This is a genomic window from Algirhabdus cladophorae, assembly GCF_044772865.1.
Lineage (GTDB): Bacteria > Pseudomonadota > Alphaproteobacteria > Rhodobacterales > Rhodobacteraceae > Algirhabdus > Algirhabdus cladophorae.
Genome location: NZ_CP173029.1, coordinates 1,997,433 through 2,015,194, shown reverse-complemented (window position 1 = coordinate 2,015,194; position 17,762 = coordinate 1,997,433). Strand labels below are relative to the sequence as shown.

At 55.9% G+C, this 17,762-nt stretch carries 17 protein-coding genes; 13 read left to right on the top strand and 4 right to left on the bottom strand.

Annotation, left to right across the window (positions count from 1 at the left end; all coding sequences use genetic code 11):
* Window positions 1–104: 104 nt before the first annotated feature.
* From ACIRQ6_RS09780 to comE, 7 genes are all read left to right on the top strand, one after another.
* Window positions 105–1,187, top strand: coding sequence for a polyamine ABC transporter substrate-binding protein (locus tag ACIRQ6_RS09780; protein ID WP_420860401.1), 1,083 nt, complete (start codon window positions 105–107; stop codon window positions 1,185–1,187).
* Window positions 1,188–1,225: 38 nt separating this feature from the next.
* Complete coding sequence (locus tag ACIRQ6_RS09775; RefSeq protein WP_420860400.1) at window positions 1,226–2,326, top strand: ABC transporter ATP-binding protein; 1,101 nt, start codon at window positions 1,226–1,228, stop codon at window positions 2,324–2,326.
* Window positions 2,323–3,207: an ABC transporter permease subunit gene (locus tag ACIRQ6_RS09770; protein ID WP_420860399.1), complete on the top strand. Its 885-nt coding sequence runs from the start codon at window positions 2,323–2,325 to the stop codon at window positions 3,205–3,207. Before ACIRQ6_RS09775 ends, ACIRQ6_RS09770 begins: the two co-directional genes overlap by 4 nt.
* Window positions 3,208–3,993 carry an ABC transporter permease subunit gene (locus tag ACIRQ6_RS09765; RefSeq protein WP_420860398.1) on the top strand — a complete coding sequence of 262 codons (786 nt, stop codon included), beginning with the start codon at window positions 3,208–3,210 and terminating at the stop codon, window positions 3,991–3,993.
* A 28-nt stretch (window positions 3,994–4,021) separates the two neighbouring features.
* A complete protein-coding gene (locus ACIRQ6_RS09760; protein ID WP_420860397.1) occupies window positions 4,022–5,017 on the top strand; it encodes an ROK family protein in 996 nt (331 codons plus the stop codon).
* A 69-nt stretch (window positions 5,018–5,086) separates the two neighbouring features.
* A complete protein-coding gene (gene comD / locus ACIRQ6_RS09755) occupies window positions 5,087–5,593 on the top strand; it encodes a sulfopyruvate decarboxylase subunit alpha (protein WP_420860396.1) in 507 nt (168 codons plus the stop codon).
* Window positions 5,590–6,144 carry a sulfopyruvate decarboxylase subunit beta gene (gene comE / locus ACIRQ6_RS09750; RefSeq protein ID WP_420860395.1) on the top strand — a complete coding sequence of 185 codons (555 nt, stop codon included), beginning with the start codon at window positions 5,590–5,592 and terminating at the stop codon, window positions 6,142–6,144. The genes comD and comE overlap by 4 nt, the downstream gene beginning before the upstream one ends.
* A gap of 65 nt (window positions 6,145–6,209) precedes the next feature.
* Here the strand turns inward: comE and ACIRQ6_RS09745 are convergent, their stop codons facing one another.
* Genes ACIRQ6_RS09745 through ACIRQ6_RS09730 form a run of 4 tightly spaced genes read right to left on the bottom strand, consistent with a single transcriptional unit; the run spans window position 6,210 to window position 10,554 of the window.
* Window positions 6,210–7,142 (bottom strand): 2-hydroxyacid dehydrogenase, encoded by a 933-nt coding sequence (locus ACIRQ6_RS09745; protein ID WP_420860394.1) that lies wholly within the window; start codon window positions 7,140–7,142, stop codon window positions 6,210–6,212.
* Window positions 7,139–7,987, bottom strand: a complete 849-nt coding sequence (locus ACIRQ6_RS09740) for a fumarylacetoacetate hydrolase family protein (RefSeq protein ID WP_420860393.1) — start codon at window positions 7,985–7,987, stop codon at window positions 7,139–7,141. The genes ACIRQ6_RS09745 and ACIRQ6_RS09740 overlap by 4 nt, the downstream gene beginning before the upstream one ends.
* A gap of 24 nt (window positions 7,988–8,011) precedes the next feature.
* On the bottom strand, window positions 8,012–9,805 hold the full coding sequence (locus ACIRQ6_RS09735) for an IlvD/Edd family dehydratase (RefSeq protein ID WP_420860392.1): 1,794 nt from the start codon (window positions 9,803–9,805) through the stop codon (window positions 8,012–8,014).
* The gene (locus ACIRQ6_RS09730; RefSeq protein WP_420860391.1) at window positions 9,802–10,554 is read right to left on the bottom strand and encodes an SDR family oxidoreductase; all 753 of its coding nucleotides are present in this window, start codon (window positions 10,552–10,554) and stop codon (window positions 9,802–9,804) included. The genes ACIRQ6_RS09735 and ACIRQ6_RS09730 overlap by 4 nt, the downstream gene beginning before the upstream one ends.
* 83 nt (window positions 10,555–10,637) lie before the next feature.
* On the opposite strand from ACIRQ6_RS09730, the gene ACIRQ6_RS09725 reads away from it, so the two are divergent.
* From ACIRQ6_RS09725 to ACIRQ6_RS09700, 6 genes are all read left to right on the top strand, one after another.
* On the top strand, window positions 10,638–11,561 hold the full coding sequence (locus ACIRQ6_RS09725) for an NAD(P)-dependent oxidoreductase (RefSeq protein ID WP_420860390.1): 924 nt from the start codon (window positions 10,638–10,640) through the stop codon (window positions 11,559–11,561).
* Window positions 11,562–11,564: 3 nt separating this feature from the next.
* Window positions 11,565–12,539: a D-erythronate dehydrogenase gene (gene denD, locus ACIRQ6_RS09720; RefSeq protein ID WP_420860389.1), complete on the top strand. Its 975-nt coding sequence runs from the start codon at window positions 11,565–11,567 to the stop codon at window positions 12,537–12,539.
* Window positions 12,540–12,695: 156 nt separating this feature from the next.
* A complete protein-coding gene (locus ACIRQ6_RS09715; RefSeq protein WP_420860388.1) occupies window positions 12,696–13,526 on the top strand; it encodes a TRAP transporter small permease subunit in 831 nt (276 codons plus the stop codon).
* 3 nt (window positions 13,527–13,529) lie between these two features.
* Entirely contained in the window at window positions 13,530–15,158 is a 1,629-nt protein-coding gene (locus ACIRQ6_RS09710; RefSeq protein ID WP_420860387.1) for a TRAP transporter large permease, read from the top strand.
* Entirely contained in the window at window positions 15,158–16,084 is a 927-nt protein-coding gene (locus ACIRQ6_RS09705) for a phytanoyl-CoA dioxygenase family protein (protein ID WP_420860386.1), read from the top strand. The genes ACIRQ6_RS09710 and ACIRQ6_RS09705 overlap by 1 nt, the downstream gene beginning before the upstream one ends.
* 9 nt (window positions 16,085–16,093) lie before the next feature.
* The gene (locus ACIRQ6_RS09700) at window positions 16,094–17,599 is read left to right on the top strand and encodes a UxaA family hydrolase (protein WP_420860385.1); all 1,506 of its coding nucleotides are present in this window, start codon (window positions 16,094–16,096) and stop codon (window positions 17,597–17,599) included.
* The last annotated feature ends 163 nt before the right edge of the window (window positions 17,600–17,762 follow it).

Sequence of the window (17,762 nt, the reverse complement as noted above, 5' to 3'; positions counted from 1 at the left end):
TGAAATCTGTAAAATTCTGCTGGCCCTTCGTGGCTGGCGGGCATAATCTTTGGTCTGAGAGGCCGAAATCGGCCCTAAAAGTCATGAACTTGGGGAGACAACTCATGAACAAATTGGTTTTGACAACAGCCACGGCTGCTTTGATCGCAGGGTCTGCGAGCGCCGAAGAGTTGCGGATTTATAACTGGTCGGACTACATCGCCGAAGACACGATCGCCAAGTTTGAGGCCGAGACAGGCATCGAAGTGACTTATGATGTTTACGACAGTAACGAGGTTCTAGAGGCCAAGATGTTGGCAGGGGCCTCGGGGTATGATCTGGTTGTGCCCACATCAGACTTTTTGCAGCGCCAGCTTGAGGCAGGTATCTACCAGCCGCTGGATCGCTCTATGCTGCCCAATCTGGCCAATATGGATGCAGGCCTGATGGCCAATGCCGCGACTTATGATGCAGGTAACGAGCATTCCGTGATCTACATGTGGGGCACCACTGGCATTGGCTATAATGTGGGCGCGGTGGCCGAACGTCTGGGCGAAGACTACCCTGCCGACAGTTGGTCCATGGTTCTGGATCCGGCAAATGCTGAAAAGCTGGCTGATTGTGGGATTTCCATGCTGGATGCCCCGACCGAGATTATTCCGGCCGCGTTAAACTATCTGGGTCTTGATCCAAATTCCGAGGATGCAGGCGATATCGATCAAGCGGTGGCCGTACTAGAGGCCGTGCGCCCCCACATCCGCTACTTCCATTCCTCGCAATATATCAATGACTTGGCCAATGGTGACACCTGCGTGGCTGTCGGTTGGTCCGGCGACGTGTTCCAAGCGCGTGACCGCGCCGACGAAGCCGACAACGGCGTCGAAGTGGCCTATGTGATCCCCAAAGAGGGCGCGTTGCAGTGGTTTGACATGCTGGCGATTCCAGTGGATGCGCCGAACCCAGAAGCGGCCCATAAGTTCATCAACTTTATCATGGATGCCCAGATCACAGCCGACATTACCAACTACGTTTGGTACGCGTCAGCCAACGCAGCAGCTTTGCCGTTGATCGATGAGGAAATCACATCTGATCCCGGTATTTTCCCAACAGAGGCCGCAAAAGCCAACTTGTACGGCGCTGATGTGAAATCCCCACGCGGTGATCGCACGATTACACGCGCTTGGACCAAAGTGACCACGGGCCAATAGGGCCTTAGGGGCAGGCAACGGTCTGCCCTGTTCACACCATGCTCAAGGTCGACGACACCCCCTTTATTCGGATTGAAAACGTCACCAAATCTTTTGGGGACGTGGTGGCTGTTGACGATATCAGTCTTGAGATCCGCAAGAACGAATTGTTCTGCCTGCTGGGTGGGTCTGGCTGCGGTAAAACCACCTTGCTGCGGATGCTGGCGGGTTTTGAGACACCGACCTCTGGCAGGATCTTTATCGACGGCGTGGATATGTCCACAACGCCTGCCCATGCGCGGCCCACCAATATGATGTTCCAATCCTACGCGCTGTTCCCGCATATGAGTGTGGCCAAAAACATCGCCTATGGGTTGCTCCGCGATGGCGTGGCCAAATCCGAAGTGAACGACCGTGTGGCCCAAATGCTCAAGCTTGTGCAGTTGGGCGATTTTGGCAAACGCAAGCCCGCGCAACTGTCTGGTGGGCAACGCCAACGGGTGGCTTTGGCCCGGGCCCTGATCAAACGTCCCAAAGTGCTGCTACTGGACGAACCCCTTGGGGCGCTGGACAAAAAGCTGCGCGAACAGACCCAGTTTGAATTGGTTAATATCCAAGAAAGCCTTGGGATCACCTTTATCGTGGTCACCCATGACCAAGAAGAGGCGATGACCCTGTCCAGTCGCATCGGCGTGATGAACAAGGGCCAGATTGCACAAGTCGGCACGCCGCGCCAAGTCTACGAGGCCCCGCAAACCCGGTTTGTGGCAGATTTCATCGGCTCGATTAATGTGCTTGAGACCATGGTTGTTGGCATTGATGGGCCGCATATGTTCCTGCAGTCGCAAATGGCGCCCGAAACCTTGAAAGTGCCCTTGGTTGAGGGGCTCGGGTTGACCGACAATTGCTGGTACGCGGTGCGTCCTGAAAAGCTGAGTATCGGCACCACGTCGGACGCATCAGATATGAACATCGAAGGCGTGGTCGAAGACATTGCCTATCTGGGTGGGCAATCAATTTATCACGTCAAGCTGACTGATGGTCAGATCATCAAAGTGGCCCAATCCAATCGCACCCGCCGCGACCGACCTGCCATCACTTGGGAGGACAAAGTCTTCCTCGGGATTGATGCGGGCGATGGCGTGGTCTTGCAGCGATGAACGGATTTCTCCAACGTCACGGCCGCACTTTGGTCCTTGCGGTACCCATGCTGTGGTTGCTAATCTTCTTCCTTGCGCCGTTTTTCGTAGTATTCAAAATCAGCTTTGCCGAGATCGCGCGCGCAAGGCCGCCCTATACGCCGCTCTTTTCTTGGGAGGAGGGGAAGCTGGTCGTGCAGGCCACTTTGGGCAACTATGCTTATCTGTGGCAGGACAATCTTTACATCGTGGCGTACCTGAACTCGATCAAGATCGCCTTTGTCTCGACAGTTTTCGCCCTTCTGATTGGCTATCCCATGGCCTATGTAATAGCCCGCGCTAGCCCCACACGGCGTAACCTATTGCTGATGCTGGTAATTTTACCGTTCTGGACATCGTTTTTGCTGCGCGTTTATGCGTGGATCGGGTTTCTAAAGGGCAACGGAATTATCAACAACGCGCTCATGGCTTTGGGCCTGATCGACCAGCCGATTGTGATGATGCAAACGGATTTCGCGGTCTATGTGGGCATCGTCTATACCTATTTGCCGTTCATGATCCTGCCGCTCTATGCCAATTTGGTAAAGCTCGACGAAAGCCTTCTGGAGGCCGCACGCGACCTTGGCGCGACCCCCTTTCGCGCCTTTTTGACGGTCACTTTGCCCCTGTCGATCCCCGGGATCATCGCGGGATGCAGCCTCGTGTTTATCCCCGCTATTGGCGAGTTTGTGATCCCTGCGCTGTTGGGCGGTCCAGACACGCTGATGATCGGGAAGATCCTGTGGACCGAATTCTTCAATAACCGCGATTGGCCTGTGGCAAGTGCTGTGGCCATCGCCATGCTGATCCTTGTGGTGGTGCCTGTGATGTGGCTGCGCACCTTGTCGCCGGAGGAGGGCTAGATGCTGCGCCTGCTGGCCGTTCTTGGCTTTGTCTTCCTCTATGCACCGATCATCGGTTTGGTCGTCTACAGCTTTAATGAAAGCAAGCTGGTCACGGTCTGGGGCGGATTTTCGACCAAATGGTACGGGGAATTGTTACGTGACCCGCAGATCCTTGGTGCTGCGTGGATCAGTTTCAAAATTGCAGCACTGAGTGCCTCGCTCGCGCTTGTCTTTGGTACCTTGGCCGCCCTTTGCCTTGTGCGGTTCAAACGGTTTCGCACCAAACAACTGCTGGCGGCAATGATCACGGCGCCTTTGGTGATGCCCGAAGTGATCACGGGCCTGTCGTTGCTATTGCTTTTTGTGGGGATGGAAGTGGCGTTGGGCTGGCCTGCGGGCCGGGGCATGATGACAATCGTGATTGCCCACACAACGTTTTGCATGGCCTTTGTGGCTGTCGTAGTACAATCGCGGTTGGTCGATATCGATATCTCAATCGAAGAAGCGGCTGCCGATTTGGGCGCCAAACCCCTGCGGGTTTTCTTTGATATAACCCTTCCTACCATTGCCCCTGCTTTGGTCAGTGCGTGGCTTTTGGCCTTTACGCTGTCTTTGGATGATTTGGTCATCGCCAGTTTTGTCTCTGGACCGGGGGCTAGTACTCTGCCTATGGTGGTTTTCTCGAAGGTTCGTTTGGGACTAACACCGGAGGTCAACGCTTTGGCCACTCTGATGATCCTTGCGGTGGGAATTGGGATTGCGACTGCAACATATGTGATGTTACGCAAGCCGCAGCGCAGTTAGCGCTATCATCGATTGGAAGGGATCCAGGATGGAATGGGATTTGGTCGCTGACATCGGCGGCACCAACACGCGTCTGGCCCGAGTGCATTCCGGTGAAATTCTGGGCACCAAGACTTTTCCCACGAAAAGTGACAAAACCCTGGTCCAACTTATTCATGGTTTTATCGAGGATCAGCCGACACAGCCCGGACGGGCTGTGGTGGCCATGGCAGGCCCGGTCAGGGATGGAACTGTGACCCTAACGAACGCTCAAAACCCTATCACTGGGGTCTTTCAGTCCTTGGCCGAGGATGAGGTTGCACAACTGACCCAGAGCAACCGGGCGCGGATCATCAACGACTTTGAAGCCGCTGCTTGGGCCTTGGCAACCGTTCAACCCCAAGAGGTCCACGGCCTGCAAGGCGATGGGGTGCTTAAACCGGGCAACCGTTTGATCGTCGGACCGGGCACAGGATTGGGCGTGGGGACTTTGGTCAAAACGGCGCACGGCTTTCAGGCGGTTCCGGGCGAGGGGGGCCATATCGGCATCAGTCCGCAATCGCCAGAAGAACGGCAGGTTTTTCAGGCCTTTGGTAAAATCTGGCCAGAGACAATGATGCGACAGCCGTCCGCGCGATTTGAGGCCGAAGCGATGCTCAGTGGCACCGGTTTACCCCGACTGTATAACGCAGCTTGCGATAGCATTGGCCAGCCGTGTAAAATTCATGATGCCGAGGGCGTTTTAGCTGCGGCCAAATTGGGCCTGAGCAATCAAGCGCGTGTGACACTAGAGATTTTCAAACGCCACTTGGGTCAGGTGATTGGGGATCTGGCGATCACCAACCATGCCTCTGGGGGTGTGTTTTTGGCCGGAGGTGTCGCTACGAAAAATCCTTGGATTTTTGACGACATGTTTTTTGAGACGTTCAATGCGGGCGGACGCGAGCGTTTCAGTCAAGCCCGAAGCGGCCTTTCGGTTTTCCTGTATCAGAATGATAACTTTGGATTAATCGGTGCTGCAAACGCATTGGCCTTTGGGAACTAGACGAAAACATCTGGTCAGAGCGGCCACAATACCCTAAGGGAAGGACAGGCGCTAACTAGGGGTAACTATATGTCAATAAACGAAAAAATAGTTTCGGATTTTGTGAACAACGGCATTAGCTTTGTCACAACCGTACCATGCAAGCAATTGGCGGGCGTGATTGACGAAGTGGAAAAGCACGACGAGATTTACCACATTCCGTCCAACAAAGAAGACGAGGGCATGGGCCTGTGCGCGGGCGCCTATATGGGCGGCAAACGGCCTGCGATCATCATGCAAAACACAGCAATCGGTGTGACGATCAACACGCTGGCGACGTTGATCCAGTATTACCGGATGCCCTTGCCGATGTTGATCTCTTACCGCGGTGAGTTGCGCGAGCCTGTGGCCTGTCAGGTCGAAATGGCTGTGCATACCAAGGCGCTGTTGAACCAAATGGCGATCCCAACTTATCACTTCCACAAAGAAAGTGATGCAGACGAGTTGGATGCGATCCTGAAATACACCTTCATGTGCAACAAACCTGTGGCGATCCTGACCGATGCGTCCTTCTGGGGAGGCTACGGCGACCAATGATCCGTTCTGAAATCCTGCGAGACATCGCCCCGATCCTGCGCGATCAACTGGTTGTTTGTAACATTGGCCTACCGAGCCAAGAGCTGCATATGATCGATGACAACGCCAAAAACTTTTACATGCTGGGCACCATGGGCCTGTCATCGTCCATTGGCCTTGGTCTGGCACTGGCCCAAGACAAAACCGTCATTTCCATTGATGGGGATGGCTCGGTTTTGACCAATCTTGGCACACTGCCAACAATCGCCAACAATGTGGCCGACAACTACATTTTGATGATTATCGATAACGGCTCTTATGGCTCGACTGGTGATCAACCCACCTATGCCGGCGCCAAAACCAAGCTGGAAAAAGTGGCCGAGGCCTGTGGCTGCGAGAATGTTGTGGTGTGTCAGGATGTAGACACCGGCAAGGTGCTGCAAGCGGCCATCGACAGCAAAAAGATGACGGTGATTGTGGTCAAATGTGACAGTGGCAACATCAAACTGCCGGTGATCACAATGGATCCTGTTGTGATCCGGGATCGATTTATGAAGTCAGTTGCAAGCTGATCTTTGACGTAGAAAAGGCGGGCCATTTGACCCGCCTTTTTTAGGTATTCAGGGACTAAAGAAACCTAGGTTTGGCACTCGGGGATCGGGGTCAGTACTTGACCCGACTTGAGGTATTCCGAGAGGTTGTCGGTTACCAAATCGCCCATAGCGCGGCGCGTCTCGTGGGTTGCAGAGGCCACGTGAGGCAACAGCAAGACGTTTTCCATCTCGAACAGCGCCTCTGGCACTTTGGGTTCCGCCTCGAACACATCGAGGCCTGCATAGCCCAAACGCCCGTCTTGCAGGGCTTTGACCATGGCGGCCTCATCCACGACCGAGCCGCGTGCGACGTTGATCAGCATCCCGTTAGGGCCAAGTGCATTGAGCACGTCGTCATTGATCAGTTTGTCCGTGGCAGGACCGCCGGGGACAATGGCTATCAGGATATCCACGTCAGCAGCCATTGCCATCAGATCGTCGCTGTAGCTGTAGGGCACATCTTTGGGACAGCGTGTGTGGTATTGAATATGCGGGGTAAAGACCGTCAGTTTTTCCGCAATCCGCTCGCCAATACGGCCCATGCCGAGGATGCCGACCTTGGCATTTTCCACAGAATTGGTCAGGGGGGCATTTCCTTTGGCGACCCAATTGCCCGCCCGTACATAGGCGTCATCGCGAACGACAGACCGGCTGACACCCAACATCAGCAAAATCGCCGTGTTGGCCACATCATCGTTGAGTACATTGGGCGTATGGCTGACCAAGATACCGCGCGCGTTGCAGGCCGCAGTGTCGATCGCGTCATAGCCCACGCCGTAACAACTGACGACTTTTAGGTTGGGCAGTGCGGCCATAATTGGGGCAGGGACACCGTCGTGCCCATTGGTGGCCACAGCGATGATAGCGTCATTGGTGCCGTTCAGATCGTCTTTGCGGGTAACAGTGAATTCGGCTTCAAACCGTTCCATCATCCGCTCGGTCGCACCACCGATCAACAGTAATCCAGGTTTGCTCATGCGTCTTCATCCACTTTCTGAGTTTGCGTGCCGAGGCCCTCAATCGTCAGGCTCATCACATCGCCTTTTTTAAGGTACACAGGGGCCGGTTTGATCCCCATGCCAACGCCCGGGGGGGTGCCCGTGGTGATCACATCACCGGGGTGCAGGGTCATCAGGCCCGACAGATGTTCAATGATCTCGGCCACAGTAAAAATCATTGTGTTGGTATTGCCGGTTTGCATCCGTTTGCCATTCACGTCGAGGGACATGGAAAGGTTTTGCACGTCTTCCACTTCATCGCGTGTGACCAACCAAGGGCCGGTTGGGCCGAAGGTGTCACAGGATTTGCCCTTGGTCCATTGGCCGGTCAGTTGCGTCTGAAAGTGGCGTTCGGATACGTCATTAACGACGCAATAGCCTGCTACATGGTCCAGCGCGTTTTCTTTGGTCACGTATTTTGCCTTGGTGCCGATCACCACGCCCAGTTCGACTTCCCAATCCGTGTGGGTCGAGCCGCGCGGCATGACCACGTCGTCGTTTGGACCCACGATGGCGGAGTTGGCTTTAAAGAACAAAATCGGGTGCTTGGGAATATCCGCGCCAGTTTCAGCCGCATGGTCCGAATAGTTCAAACCGATGCATAGGAACTTGCCGATATTGCCAACGCAGGCACCGATGCGAGGGCTGCCCGCAACAACTGGTAGGCTGGCGGGATCAAGCGCGCCAAGAGCGGCAAGCGATGCATCTGACAGCATATCCCCAGTGATGTCGCTTACATGGGCGCTGAGATCGCGCAAGGTGCCATCGCTGTCTATCATCCCGGGTTTTTCAGCGCCCATGTCGCCGTAACGTACCAATTTCATGTGTGAATTCCTTAGTGCTGATATCTAGTGATTGTCGCGGGGCAGGCCTTTATGGGCGATGTCTTGGTAGGCATCTGCGCCGTCGAGGATCATACCCTCGCTAAACGGTCTCACCTTGGCGCGAAAGATCTCTTGCCACGGTGTTTGACTGTCGGGCACTGGCATTTTGCCATCGACCAAGGCCGCGCGGCGGGCTTCAAGCGTTGCCTCATCCACCAGCATATCCGCTGTGCATTTGCGCAGATCGATGCGGACGGTATCGCCCGTTGCCACCAAAGCCAGACCACCACCAGCCGCTGCCTCAGGGGAGGCATTCAGAATGGACGGGCTGCCGGATGTGCCCGATTGCCGCCCGTCTCCCACGCAGGGCAGGGCATGGATATCGCGTTTCAACAGGTAAGCCGGGGGGCGCATATTCACCACCTCAGCCCCACCTGGATAGCCAATGGGACCAGCCCCGCGCATGATTAAAATACAATGCTCGTCGATGCCAAGGCTTTCATCGTCGATGCGATGGTGAAAGTCCTCGGGCCCGTCAAACACGATGGCACGCCCCTCGAACGCCTCGGGATCCTCGGGGTTCGAAAGATAGCGGTCGCGGAATTCTTTGCTGATCACAGAGGTCTTCATAATGGCGCTGTCAAAGAGGTTGCCGGACAGATTGATAAAACCTGCATCCTTGACCATGGGCGTTAGCATTTTGTGGATGACATCCGTATTGCTTGGCTCGGCCTTGGCACAGTTTTCGCCCATAGTTTGGCCGTTCACTGTCATAACGTCAGGATGGGGCAACACGCCCGCGCGGATCAACTCACCGGTCACGGCAGGCACACCGCCGGCTTGGTGGTAATCCTCGCCCAGATATTCGCCAGCTGGCTGAAGATTGACCAGCAAAGGCACTTTGTGCCCCAGCTTTTGCCAGTCATCATTGGTCAGTTCGATGTCCAGATGTTTGGCGATGCCATTCAGGTGGATCGGCGCATTGGTGGACCCGCCGATAGCCGAGTTCACTACGATCGCATTCTCGAACGCCTCACGGGTCATAATGTCCGACGGCTTTAGATCCTCATGGACCATATCGACGATGCGTTTGCCAGTCTCATAGCTGATCTGACCACGCTCGCGGTAGGGCGCTGGGATCGCGGCGGAACCGGGCAATTGCATGCCCAACGCCTCGGCCAGCGAGTTCATGGTGGTGGCCGTGCCCATAGTGTTACAATAGCCCACAGAGGGGGTGGAACTGGCCACCATGTCCATAAATCCATCCGCATCAATTTCACCTGCAGCCATCATCTCGCGGGCTTTCCACACGATGGTGCCAGATCCCGTGCGCTGGCCTCGAAACCAGCCATTCAGCATTGGCCCGACAGACAGGGCAATGGCTGGAATGTTGACCGTGGCTGCAGCCATGAGAAGGGCAGGCGTGGTCTTGTCACAGCCAATGTTCAGCACCACACCGTCAATGGGATAGCCATAAAGCGTCTCAACCAGCGACAGATACGCAAGGTTGCGATCCAGCATGGCAGTAGGGCGTTTTCCGGTCTCTTGGATCGGATGCACAGGAATTTCGATGACTGTGCCACCTGCTGCAATAACCCCGTCACGCACGCGTTTAGACAGCTCAATATGGTGGCGATTACACGGGCTTAGATCACTGCCGGTTTGCGCAATCCCAATAATCGGCTTGCCTGATTGCAGCTCCTCGCGGGTCAGGCCGTAGTTCAGGTACCGCTCGAGATAGAGCGCGGTCATTTCGGGGTTGTCTGGATTGTTGAACCAGTTTTGCGAGCGTAGCTTAGGGGTCTTGGGATCGGTCATTGGCCGCTCCATCCTCCGTCGATGATATGGGGGTGTCCAGTGGTAAAGGCGCTTTCGTCGCTAGCCAGATAAACCACCAATGCAGCGATTTCTTCGGCTGTGGCCACGCGGCCCAAAGGCTGGCGTGAGACAAAGGCCTCAAGGGCTGCAGCATAGCTGCCCATTTCTTTGCCCAAAGCCGTCACACGGTCGTGCCAGCTGGGGCTTTCTACAGTGCCGGGGCAGATACAGTTACATCGAATGCCTTGCTTTATATAGTCGACCGCCACGGATTTGGTCAGGCCGATCACGGCAGCTTTGGTGGTGCCATATACCATGCGGTTTGGTGCGCCGATGATAGACCCCAGCGCGGATGACATGTTGATAATTGACCCACCCCCCCGTTCGATCATCCCGGGCAACGCAGTTCGGATCGTGCGCACCATGGACCGCACGTTCAGGTCAAAAGCGAATTCCAAATCCTCATCAGTGGCCGTTATGACATCGCCGTGGTGCACAAAGCCCGCGCAATTGAACAAAACATCTGGTTGCGCCGTGGCGACGCCTGTCTCAATCGACGCAAGGTCAAGCACATCCAGTTTGGATGTCTGAATGTTGTCATGGGTCAGTTTGTCCAGCAGATCAGTCGCCACATCCGTGGCAAACACCTGCGCCCCTGCCTCTGCCATGGCCAGAGCAGAGGCTCGACCAATGCCTTGTGCCGCAGCAGTGACCAGCACACGCTTTCCCTCAAGACGGCTGCTTTTCATGTGGTCCCCCCCCATCATGGTCGTCCGGATTTAACAAGAATTGGCCAAGTCCTAGTGGAAAGCAATTGCAAATGCCAGACCCGATGTTAACGATAACAAAAATTGCTCGAGGGGAGGCTGGCACAGTGTCGAAACCACAAATTGCTTTGATCGGAACCGGATTAATGGGGGCCCCAATGACCCGAAACCTGCTGGCAGCAGGTCACGGTGTTCAGGTATGGAACCGGTCCTTGGACAAGGCGCGTGCGCTGGAAACCGACGGTGCAGTGGTCTGCGATACCCCTGTGGATGTGGTGCGCGGCGCTGACTTTATCATCACCATGCTCAGCGACGGCGTGGCTGTGGGCGGATTGATCAAAGACCCTGCGATCACGGACGTCATGAACGCTGGGGCTGTCTGGTTGGATATGTCGTCGATCAAACCCGAAGAGGCGCGCGATCATGCGGCACATTTGGCCAGCCTCGGCTTTGGTCATCTGGACGCGCCTGTGTCCGGTGGCACCAAAGGGGCAGAGGGTGCCAGCCTTGCCATAATGGTTGGTGGCAAGGCTACTGTGTTTGACCAAGCCACGCCCGTCTTTGGCGCCATGGGACGGCCCGTCCATGTGGGCCCTAGTGGTGCAGGCCAGCTGTCTAAATTGGCCAACCAAGCCATCGTGGCAGTGACAATCGGGGCCGTGGCCGAGGCGATGTTGCTGGTCGAACAGGGTGGGGCGGATCCCGCAGCGGTGCGGGCGGCCCTGAACGGCGGATTTGCCGACAGTACGATTTTGCAACAACACGGACGCCGCATGTCCGAGGGTGATTTCGTGCCCGGCGGATTGACCAAGTTTCAGGTCAAGGATTTGGACAATCTGTTGGCCGAGGCCGCCAGCCTTGATCTGGAATTGCCGGTGTCCAAACATATCCGCGACCGGTTCGCGCATTTCAGCGAGAACATGAATGGCGCGGATCAGGATCATTCGGGCCTCTACCTTGAACTCAAAGCACGCAACGGATTGGAGTAACCCATGACCAAAGTTTTGATCCTTGGCGGCGGTGGCATGGTGGGCCAAAAACTGGCGCACCATTTGGTGGCGCACGGCCTGAACGGGGACGCGGACCTGTCGATCACGCTGCACGACATCGCGTTTCCGCCCAATGGGGCCAAGGCCAATATGCGACTGGGCAGTGTTGCCGATGCGGGCGTGGTAGAGGCGTTGGCGCAAGAACGGTTTGATGTGATTTTTCATCTGGCCAGCATCGTTTCGGGGCAGGCCGAAACGGATTTCGATCTGGGGTGGAATGTGAACATGCATCCCACGTGGCGCCTGTTAGAGGGCTTGCGGGCCCAACATGAGGCGACCGGTGGGGCCTATGTGCCGCGCATCGTGTTTACGTCGTCGATTGCTGTTTTCGGTGGACCTTATCCGGACAAAATTGGCGATGAATTCCTGACGGCGCCGCAGACGTCTTATGGGGCGCAAAAGGCGATTTGTGAGGCGATGATCTCCGATTTCAGCCGCAAGGGGTTTGTCGATGGCCTGTCCTTGCGCCTGCCCACGATTTGCGTACGCCCCGGTAAGGCCAATTTGGCCGCCTCCAGCTTTTTCTCTGGGATCATTCGTGAACCGCTCAATGGGATGGAGGCGATCCTGCCTGTGCCTGACACGGTGCGCCATTGGCATGCCAGCCCGCGCAGCGCCGTTGGGTTTCTGACACATGCGGCTGGACTGGACACGGATCTGCTGCAAGGACGCCGCGCGCTGAACCTTCCCGGGGTCAGTTGCACCGTCGCCGAACAAATCGAGGCACTGCGGTCTATTGCCGGGCAAGGCCCGGTCGATTTGATCAAACCGCAGGCGGATGCGGCCATTGCCAAAATTGTAGACGGCTGGCCGCGCAACTTTGATCCGCAACGGGCGATTGCCTTGGGATTCCAATCGGAGCCTGATTTTGACAGCATCATTCACGTCTATATGGACGATGATTTGCCCAAAGGTTAATTCAAGCGACGTTCTGGCCGGAAAGGGACTCCCTTTTTGAAACATCATATGTTTAGGTGAGCCATAACCGGAATCCTTGGCTTTGGGAGGACCGCACGCGCGGACAAAGCTGAGGAGGACAAAAGCGGTAAAAAACCGCTGCCTAGGGAGGGAAATATGGACCAGAAATCAGGAACCCTGATTGAATGGCTCGTGCCGATGGCCTTTGTCTTTGTGACAGGCTGGGTTGTGTGGCAAATGCCGTCATTCATCTTGGATTGGGGCGGTCATCAGGACAACTTGGCAGGGGTCTTTGCCCGAAATGACATCACACCCAACGGGTTGTCATTGTTTGGAGGCATTGCGGATGTTTGGGATTACATCGCGCTGGCGTTGATCCCTGTGTTTTTGATCTGGGGTGTCGCCACTGTGCGCCGGGCTGGCATGGAATTTGAGGCCACGCGTCCTTGGGACCGTTTGTCGATTTTTCTGGGGCGCGTCACAATGATGATGATCGTGCTGCTCACATCCGTGATGATGTACGAAGTAATCATGCGCTATGTGTTTGAAAAACCGACGCTTTGGGCCAATGAGCTGTCCCTATGGATCGCTGGTTTCGTGTTCCTGACTGCTGGCCTTTACGCCATGCAGCAGCGCAGTCACATCCGTATTTTCCTGCTCTATGACGTTGTGCCGCGCTGGATGCAAAAGCTGTTTGATTGCATCTCGACCGCGCTGATCGTGCTCTTTGCTGCGGCTATGGTCTATGGCGCTTACGGCGAGGCAATCACCAAGTTTAACCGCTGGGAAACGTTTGGCACGGCCTTTGATCCGCCCATTCCCGCGACGCTGAAACCGATGATCCTGATCGTGATCGTTTTGGTGGCAGCCCAAGCCGTGATCAACCTGATCTCCGACTGGAACGCTGAACCTGAAACGCACAGCGCCGCGGATGACATTGACGAAGAAGAAATCGAACGCCTCAAGCGTGCAGTAGGGGGCGAATAAGCCATGGATATTGGAACAATCTCGCTGGTCTTGATGCTGGCCTTGCTGGTGCTGCTGGCCATTGGTATGCCTCTTGGCTTTGCCTCGGCGGTACTGGCCGTTTTGGTTATGGTTATGAAGTTCGAGCCACAACTTTTGCTCAACCCTATGTCCTTTGGGGACGGCATTTTGACCGGCAGACCCGGGGCAGGGCCGCTCAACATTCTCAGTCAAAAGATCTACGGACTTTTGACGGATTATGTTCTGATTTCGATCCCGCTGTTTATCTTTATGGCGGCCTTGCTGGAACGTTCGGGCATTGCCAAGGATATGTATTCGTCCCTGAACGTTTGGTTGAACCGTACCCGTGGTGGCATCGCGATCGTAACCTCGATCATGGCTGTGATCATGGCTGCGATGTCGGGCATTATCGGCGGTGAAGTGGTTCTGCTGGGCCTGATTGCCCTGCCGCAAATGCTGCGGCTTGGGTACAATCAGAACCTTGCGATTGGGACGATTTGTGCATCCGGCAGCCTAGGCACCATGATCCCACCATCGATTGTACTGATTATCTATGGGCTTATCACCGAGACCTCGATCAAGGCACTGTTCACAGCCGCCTTTGTCCCCGGTTTCATGCTGGCCTCGATGATCATCATCTACATCGTTATCCGCACACAGTTGAACCCTGACCATGCGCCATTGCCCGATCCTGTTGAGGGTGAGCCACTGGGTAAAGAAAAGGCTGGCCTTTTTGCCGCTTTCCTCAATGTGCTTGTCATAGGCTTTGGGGCTGTGCTGTTTTTGCGCGCGCTCTTTTTCACGGTCACAGGGCAAAACGCACCCATGGAAGGCGAAGATCCTATTTTCTGGGGCACACCGGACTATGTGCCGTGGTTTGGGGCGATCGTGGTCATCGCTTTAGCCTTGGCTTTCTTCGCTTTTGGACGCGAACGGACGAAAACCGGTTGGGATCTGGGCAAGGGCCTTGTGCCGCCCATCGTCGTGATCGGGGTTGTTCTGGGCTCAATCTACGGGGGCATCACAGGCATCACCGAGGCCGCTGGTATGGGGGCCATCGCGGTTCTTGTGATTGCGATCTTCAAAGGCGAGGCCAGTTGGGATCTGCTCTGGGACAGCTTGATGCGGACGCTGAAATCCACGGGCACAATCATCTGGGTCACGATTGGTGCCGCCGCTTTGGCCGGTGCGTATACTTTGGCAGGCGGCCCCACTTACGTGGCCAATCTGATCATTGGGTCGGATCTGCCAACGATGGGCATCCTGCTGACCATGATGTTGATCTTGTTGTTCATGGGCGCGTTTATGGATTGGGTTGGCATCGTGTTGTTGATCATCCCCGTGTTCCTGCCCATCATCCTGCGCCTGCCAATCGAAGAGATCGGTTTGATCGGTGAATTGAACCCTAAGTATGTCTCGGTCTGGTTTGGGGTGCTGTTTTGCATGAACATGCAAGTCAGCTTCCTGTCGCCGCCCTTTGGGCCAGCTGCGTTCTATCTTAAATCCGTGGCACCCGCGCACATCAGCCTGACAGACATCTTCAAAGGCTTCTTGCCCTTTATCGGCATCCAATTGCTGGCGCTATCGGTGATGATCATCTGGCCACCGATCATCGAGGTCTTGCTTGACTGATGCTGAGCCCGGCCCAACTCGCCCAGTTTCGCACCCAAGGTTATCTGGTCGTTCCTAACGTTCTGGAGCCTGCGATATTGGACGCGGTGCGGGCGGAATATGCAGCACTGCTGGATCAGCTTTGCACCGGATGGGGCATTGCGGGCGGCAACTTTGAAGAGCAATTGATCAACGCCTATAGGGCAGGCCACGACTGGTTTCAGCCCATGGATATCTCACTGCCCGGCGACCAGATCATGGCCGATACGCCCATGCATTTTGGCCCTGCGGTGTTTGATATGGTGCGCAGTCCGCGCATTTTGGCCATGGTCGAGCAATTGATCGGCCCCGAGATCACCAGCAACCCGATCCAGCATGTCCGCATTAAACCACCTGTGACACATCTCGCTGCAGGCGAGATCCGACCCCATGTGGGCGGTACAGCATGGCATCAAGATCGCGCCGTGGCTTTGGCCGAGGCAGATGAGACGGACATGGTTACGGTATGGCTGGCAATCACCGAAGCCACAGTTGAAAACGGATGTTTGCAGGTCGCCCCCATGGCGGAAGGTCGCGAAATGCTGCCCCATTGCCCACAGGTTCAAACCTCTATCGCGGATGGTTTCATTGATGAGGCCGCTGCCACACCGTTGCCTGTCCCGGCGGGCGGCTGTGTCGTGTTTGATCCCATGGTGCCCCATGCGAGCCTGCCCAACACAAGCGACGGCATCCGTTGGTCCTTTGATCTGCGGTACAATCGGACTGGCCAGCCCACAGGGCGCAGCCATTTTCCTGAATTTGTGGCCCAATCGCGGGCCAATCCAACCTTGGAGATGCACGACTGGCGGGCGTGGAAATCCATGTGGGAAGACACGCGCGCCCAGCTGGCCCAGCGACCCCATACCAATATCCATCGGTGGACCTCTGACGCCCCGTTTTGTGCCTAAAGGACTGTTATGGCTGATTTCATTCGTCTTGATCCAGATGATAGCGTGGTCACGGCGACCCGTGCGCTGGAGGTCGGGACACCCGTTGAGGCGTTCAAAACCCTCGCCCTGATCCCCTCTGGTCACAAGATTGCAGCGCAAGATATGACCAACGGCGAGGCGATCCGCAAATATGCCCAAGTCATTGGCTATGCGTCCGAGGCGATCTTTGCGGGCGATCATGTCCACACCCATAACGTGGAATTCCGCAACACAGATGCGGCCTATGAATTTTCAACGGATATGCGTCCGGTAGAGCCTGCCAAAACTCCCGATACCTTTATGGGGTACCGCCGTGAAAACGGCCGCGTGGGCACCCGCAACTATATTGCCATTGTGACTTCTGTGAATTGCTCGGCCACAGCCGCGCGGCGCATCGCGGACAGCTTTGGCCCGGATGAATTGGCCGAATATCCCAACGTCGACGGTGTTGTGGCCTTTGTGCACGGCACAGGCTGCGGTATGGCGGGCGACGGCGACGGGTTTGAGGCCCTGCAACGCGTGATGTGGGGCTATGCCAAGCACCCCAACCACGCCGGTGTGCTGATGGTGGGCCTTGGTTGCGAGATGAACCAGATCGATTGGTTGCTCGAGGCTTATGGGCTGAAACAGTCCGACACATTCCAGACTATGAACATCCAAAATGTAGCAGGCCTGCAAAAAACGATCGACATGGGTGTGGCCAAAGTCCGCGCCATGCTGCCCATCGCGAACCGCGCGCAACGCACGCCGTGCCCCGCCTCGGAATTGACTGTGGCCCTGCAATGCGGCGGATCGGATGCGTGGTCGGGCATCACTGCAAACCCCGCTTTGGGCAATGCCTGCGATTTGCTGACAGCCCAAGGCGGCACTGGCGTGCTGGCTGAAACGCCCGAGATTTACGGCGCCGAACACCTGCTAACCCGCCGCGCAGTAGACCAAGCCACGGGCGATCGGCTCGTGGGCCTGATCCGCTGGTGGGAGGATTATACAGCCCGCAACAAAGGATCCATGGACAACAACCCAAGCCCCGGCAACAAGGCCGGTGGGCTGACCACGATACTTGAGAAATCACTGGGGGCTGCGGCCAAAGGGGGGACCACGCCCCTCACAGGTGTTTACAAATACGCCGAAGAGGTCCGCGCCAAGGGCTTCACCTTTATGGACAGCCCTGGCTACGATCCGGCTAGTGTCACAGGGCAAATCGCAGGCGGCTGCAATCTGGTCGTGTTCACTACAGGGCGGGGCAGTGCCTTTGGATCGAAACCTGCACCCACAATAAAAGTTGCAACAAATACAACTATGTACACCCGCATGAGTGACGATATGGACGTCAATGCAGGCGATATACTCAGCGACGGGGTCAGTCTGGAAACCAAAGGTCGCGAGATCTATCAAATGCTGCTCGATGTGGCCTCGGGCCAGATGACAAAATCCGAAGCGCAGGGTCTGGGCGATTACGAGTTTGTTCCATGGCAAATCGGCGCGGTTATGTGATGGTTAAGGCGGGACAATCCATCTGTGTAGAAGCGATCAAGACGCAGCAACCGCGTCGGGTTTGGACAAATCCCAAAGGTCAAATTGGGCTGTTTGGGGTGAATATCTATCGGTGTTCTGAACAAAAGTGGCAAACTAGTATACCAGACCCTTTGCCTTCGCG

What these genes read in the sequence shown, in the direction of transcription:
- ACIRQ6_RS09780 (WP_420860401.1), top strand. Translation starts at nt 105, where the DNA reads ATGAACAAATTGGTTTTGACAACAGCCACGGCTGCTTTGATCGCAGGG.
- ACIRQ6_RS09775 (WP_420860400.1), top strand. Translation starts at nt 1,226, where the DNA reads ATGCTCAAGGTCGACGACACCCCCTTTATTCGGATTGAAAACGTCACC.
- ACIRQ6_RS09770 (WP_420860399.1), top strand. Translation starts at nt 2,323, where the DNA reads ATGAACGGATTTCTCCAACGTCACGGCCGCACTTTGGTCCTTGCGGTA.
- ACIRQ6_RS09765 (WP_420860398.1), top strand. Translation starts at nt 3,208, where the DNA reads ATGCTGCGCCTGCTGGCCGTTCTTGGCTTTGTCTTCCTCTATGCACCG.
- ACIRQ6_RS09760 (WP_420860397.1), top strand. Translation starts at nt 4,022, where the DNA reads ATGGAATGGGATTTGGTCGCTGACATCGGCGGCACCAACACGCGTCTG.
- comD (WP_420860396.1), top strand. Translation starts at nt 5,087, where the DNA reads ATGTCAATAAACGAAAAAATAGTTTCGGATTTTGTGAACAACGGCATT.
- comE (WP_420860395.1), top strand. Translation starts at nt 5,590, where the DNA reads ATGATCCGTTCTGAAATCCTGCGAGACATCGCCCCGATCCTGCGCGAT.
- ACIRQ6_RS09745 (WP_420860394.1), bottom strand. Translation starts at nt 7,142, where the DNA reads ATGAGCAAACCTGGATTACTGTTGATCGGTGGTGCGACCGAGCGGATG.
- ACIRQ6_RS09740 (WP_420860393.1), bottom strand. Translation starts at nt 7,987, where the DNA reads ATGAAATTGGTACGTTACGGCGACATGGGCGCTGAAAAACCCGGGATG.
- ACIRQ6_RS09735 (WP_420860392.1), bottom strand. Translation starts at nt 9,805, where the DNA reads ATGACCGATCCCAAGACCCCTAAGCTACGCTCGCAAAACTGGTTCAAC.
- ACIRQ6_RS09730 (WP_420860391.1), bottom strand. Translation starts at nt 10,554, where the DNA reads ATGAAAAGCAGCCGTCTTGAGGGAAAGCGTGTGCTGGTCACTGCTGCG.
- ACIRQ6_RS09725 (WP_420860390.1), top strand. Translation starts at nt 10,638, where the DNA reads ATGTTAACGATAACAAAAATTGCTCGAGGGGAGGCTGGCACAGTGTCG.
- denD (WP_420860389.1), top strand. Translation starts at nt 11,565, where the DNA reads ATGACCAAAGTTTTGATCCTTGGCGGCGGTGGCATGGTGGGCCAAAAA.
- ACIRQ6_RS09715 (WP_420860388.1), top strand. Translation starts at nt 12,696, where the DNA reads ATGGACCAGAAATCAGGAACCCTGATTGAATGGCTCGTGCCGATGGCC.
- ACIRQ6_RS09710 (WP_420860387.1), top strand. Translation starts at nt 13,530, where the DNA reads ATGGATATTGGAACAATCTCGCTGGTCTTGATGCTGGCCTTGCTGGTG.
- ACIRQ6_RS09705 (WP_420860386.1), top strand. Translation starts at nt 15,158, where the DNA reads ATGCTGAGCCCGGCCCAACTCGCCCAGTTTCGCACCCAAGGTTATCTG.
- ACIRQ6_RS09700 (WP_420860385.1), top strand. Translation starts at nt 16,094, where the DNA reads ATGGCTGATTTCATTCGTCTTGATCCAGATGATAGCGTGGTCACGGCG.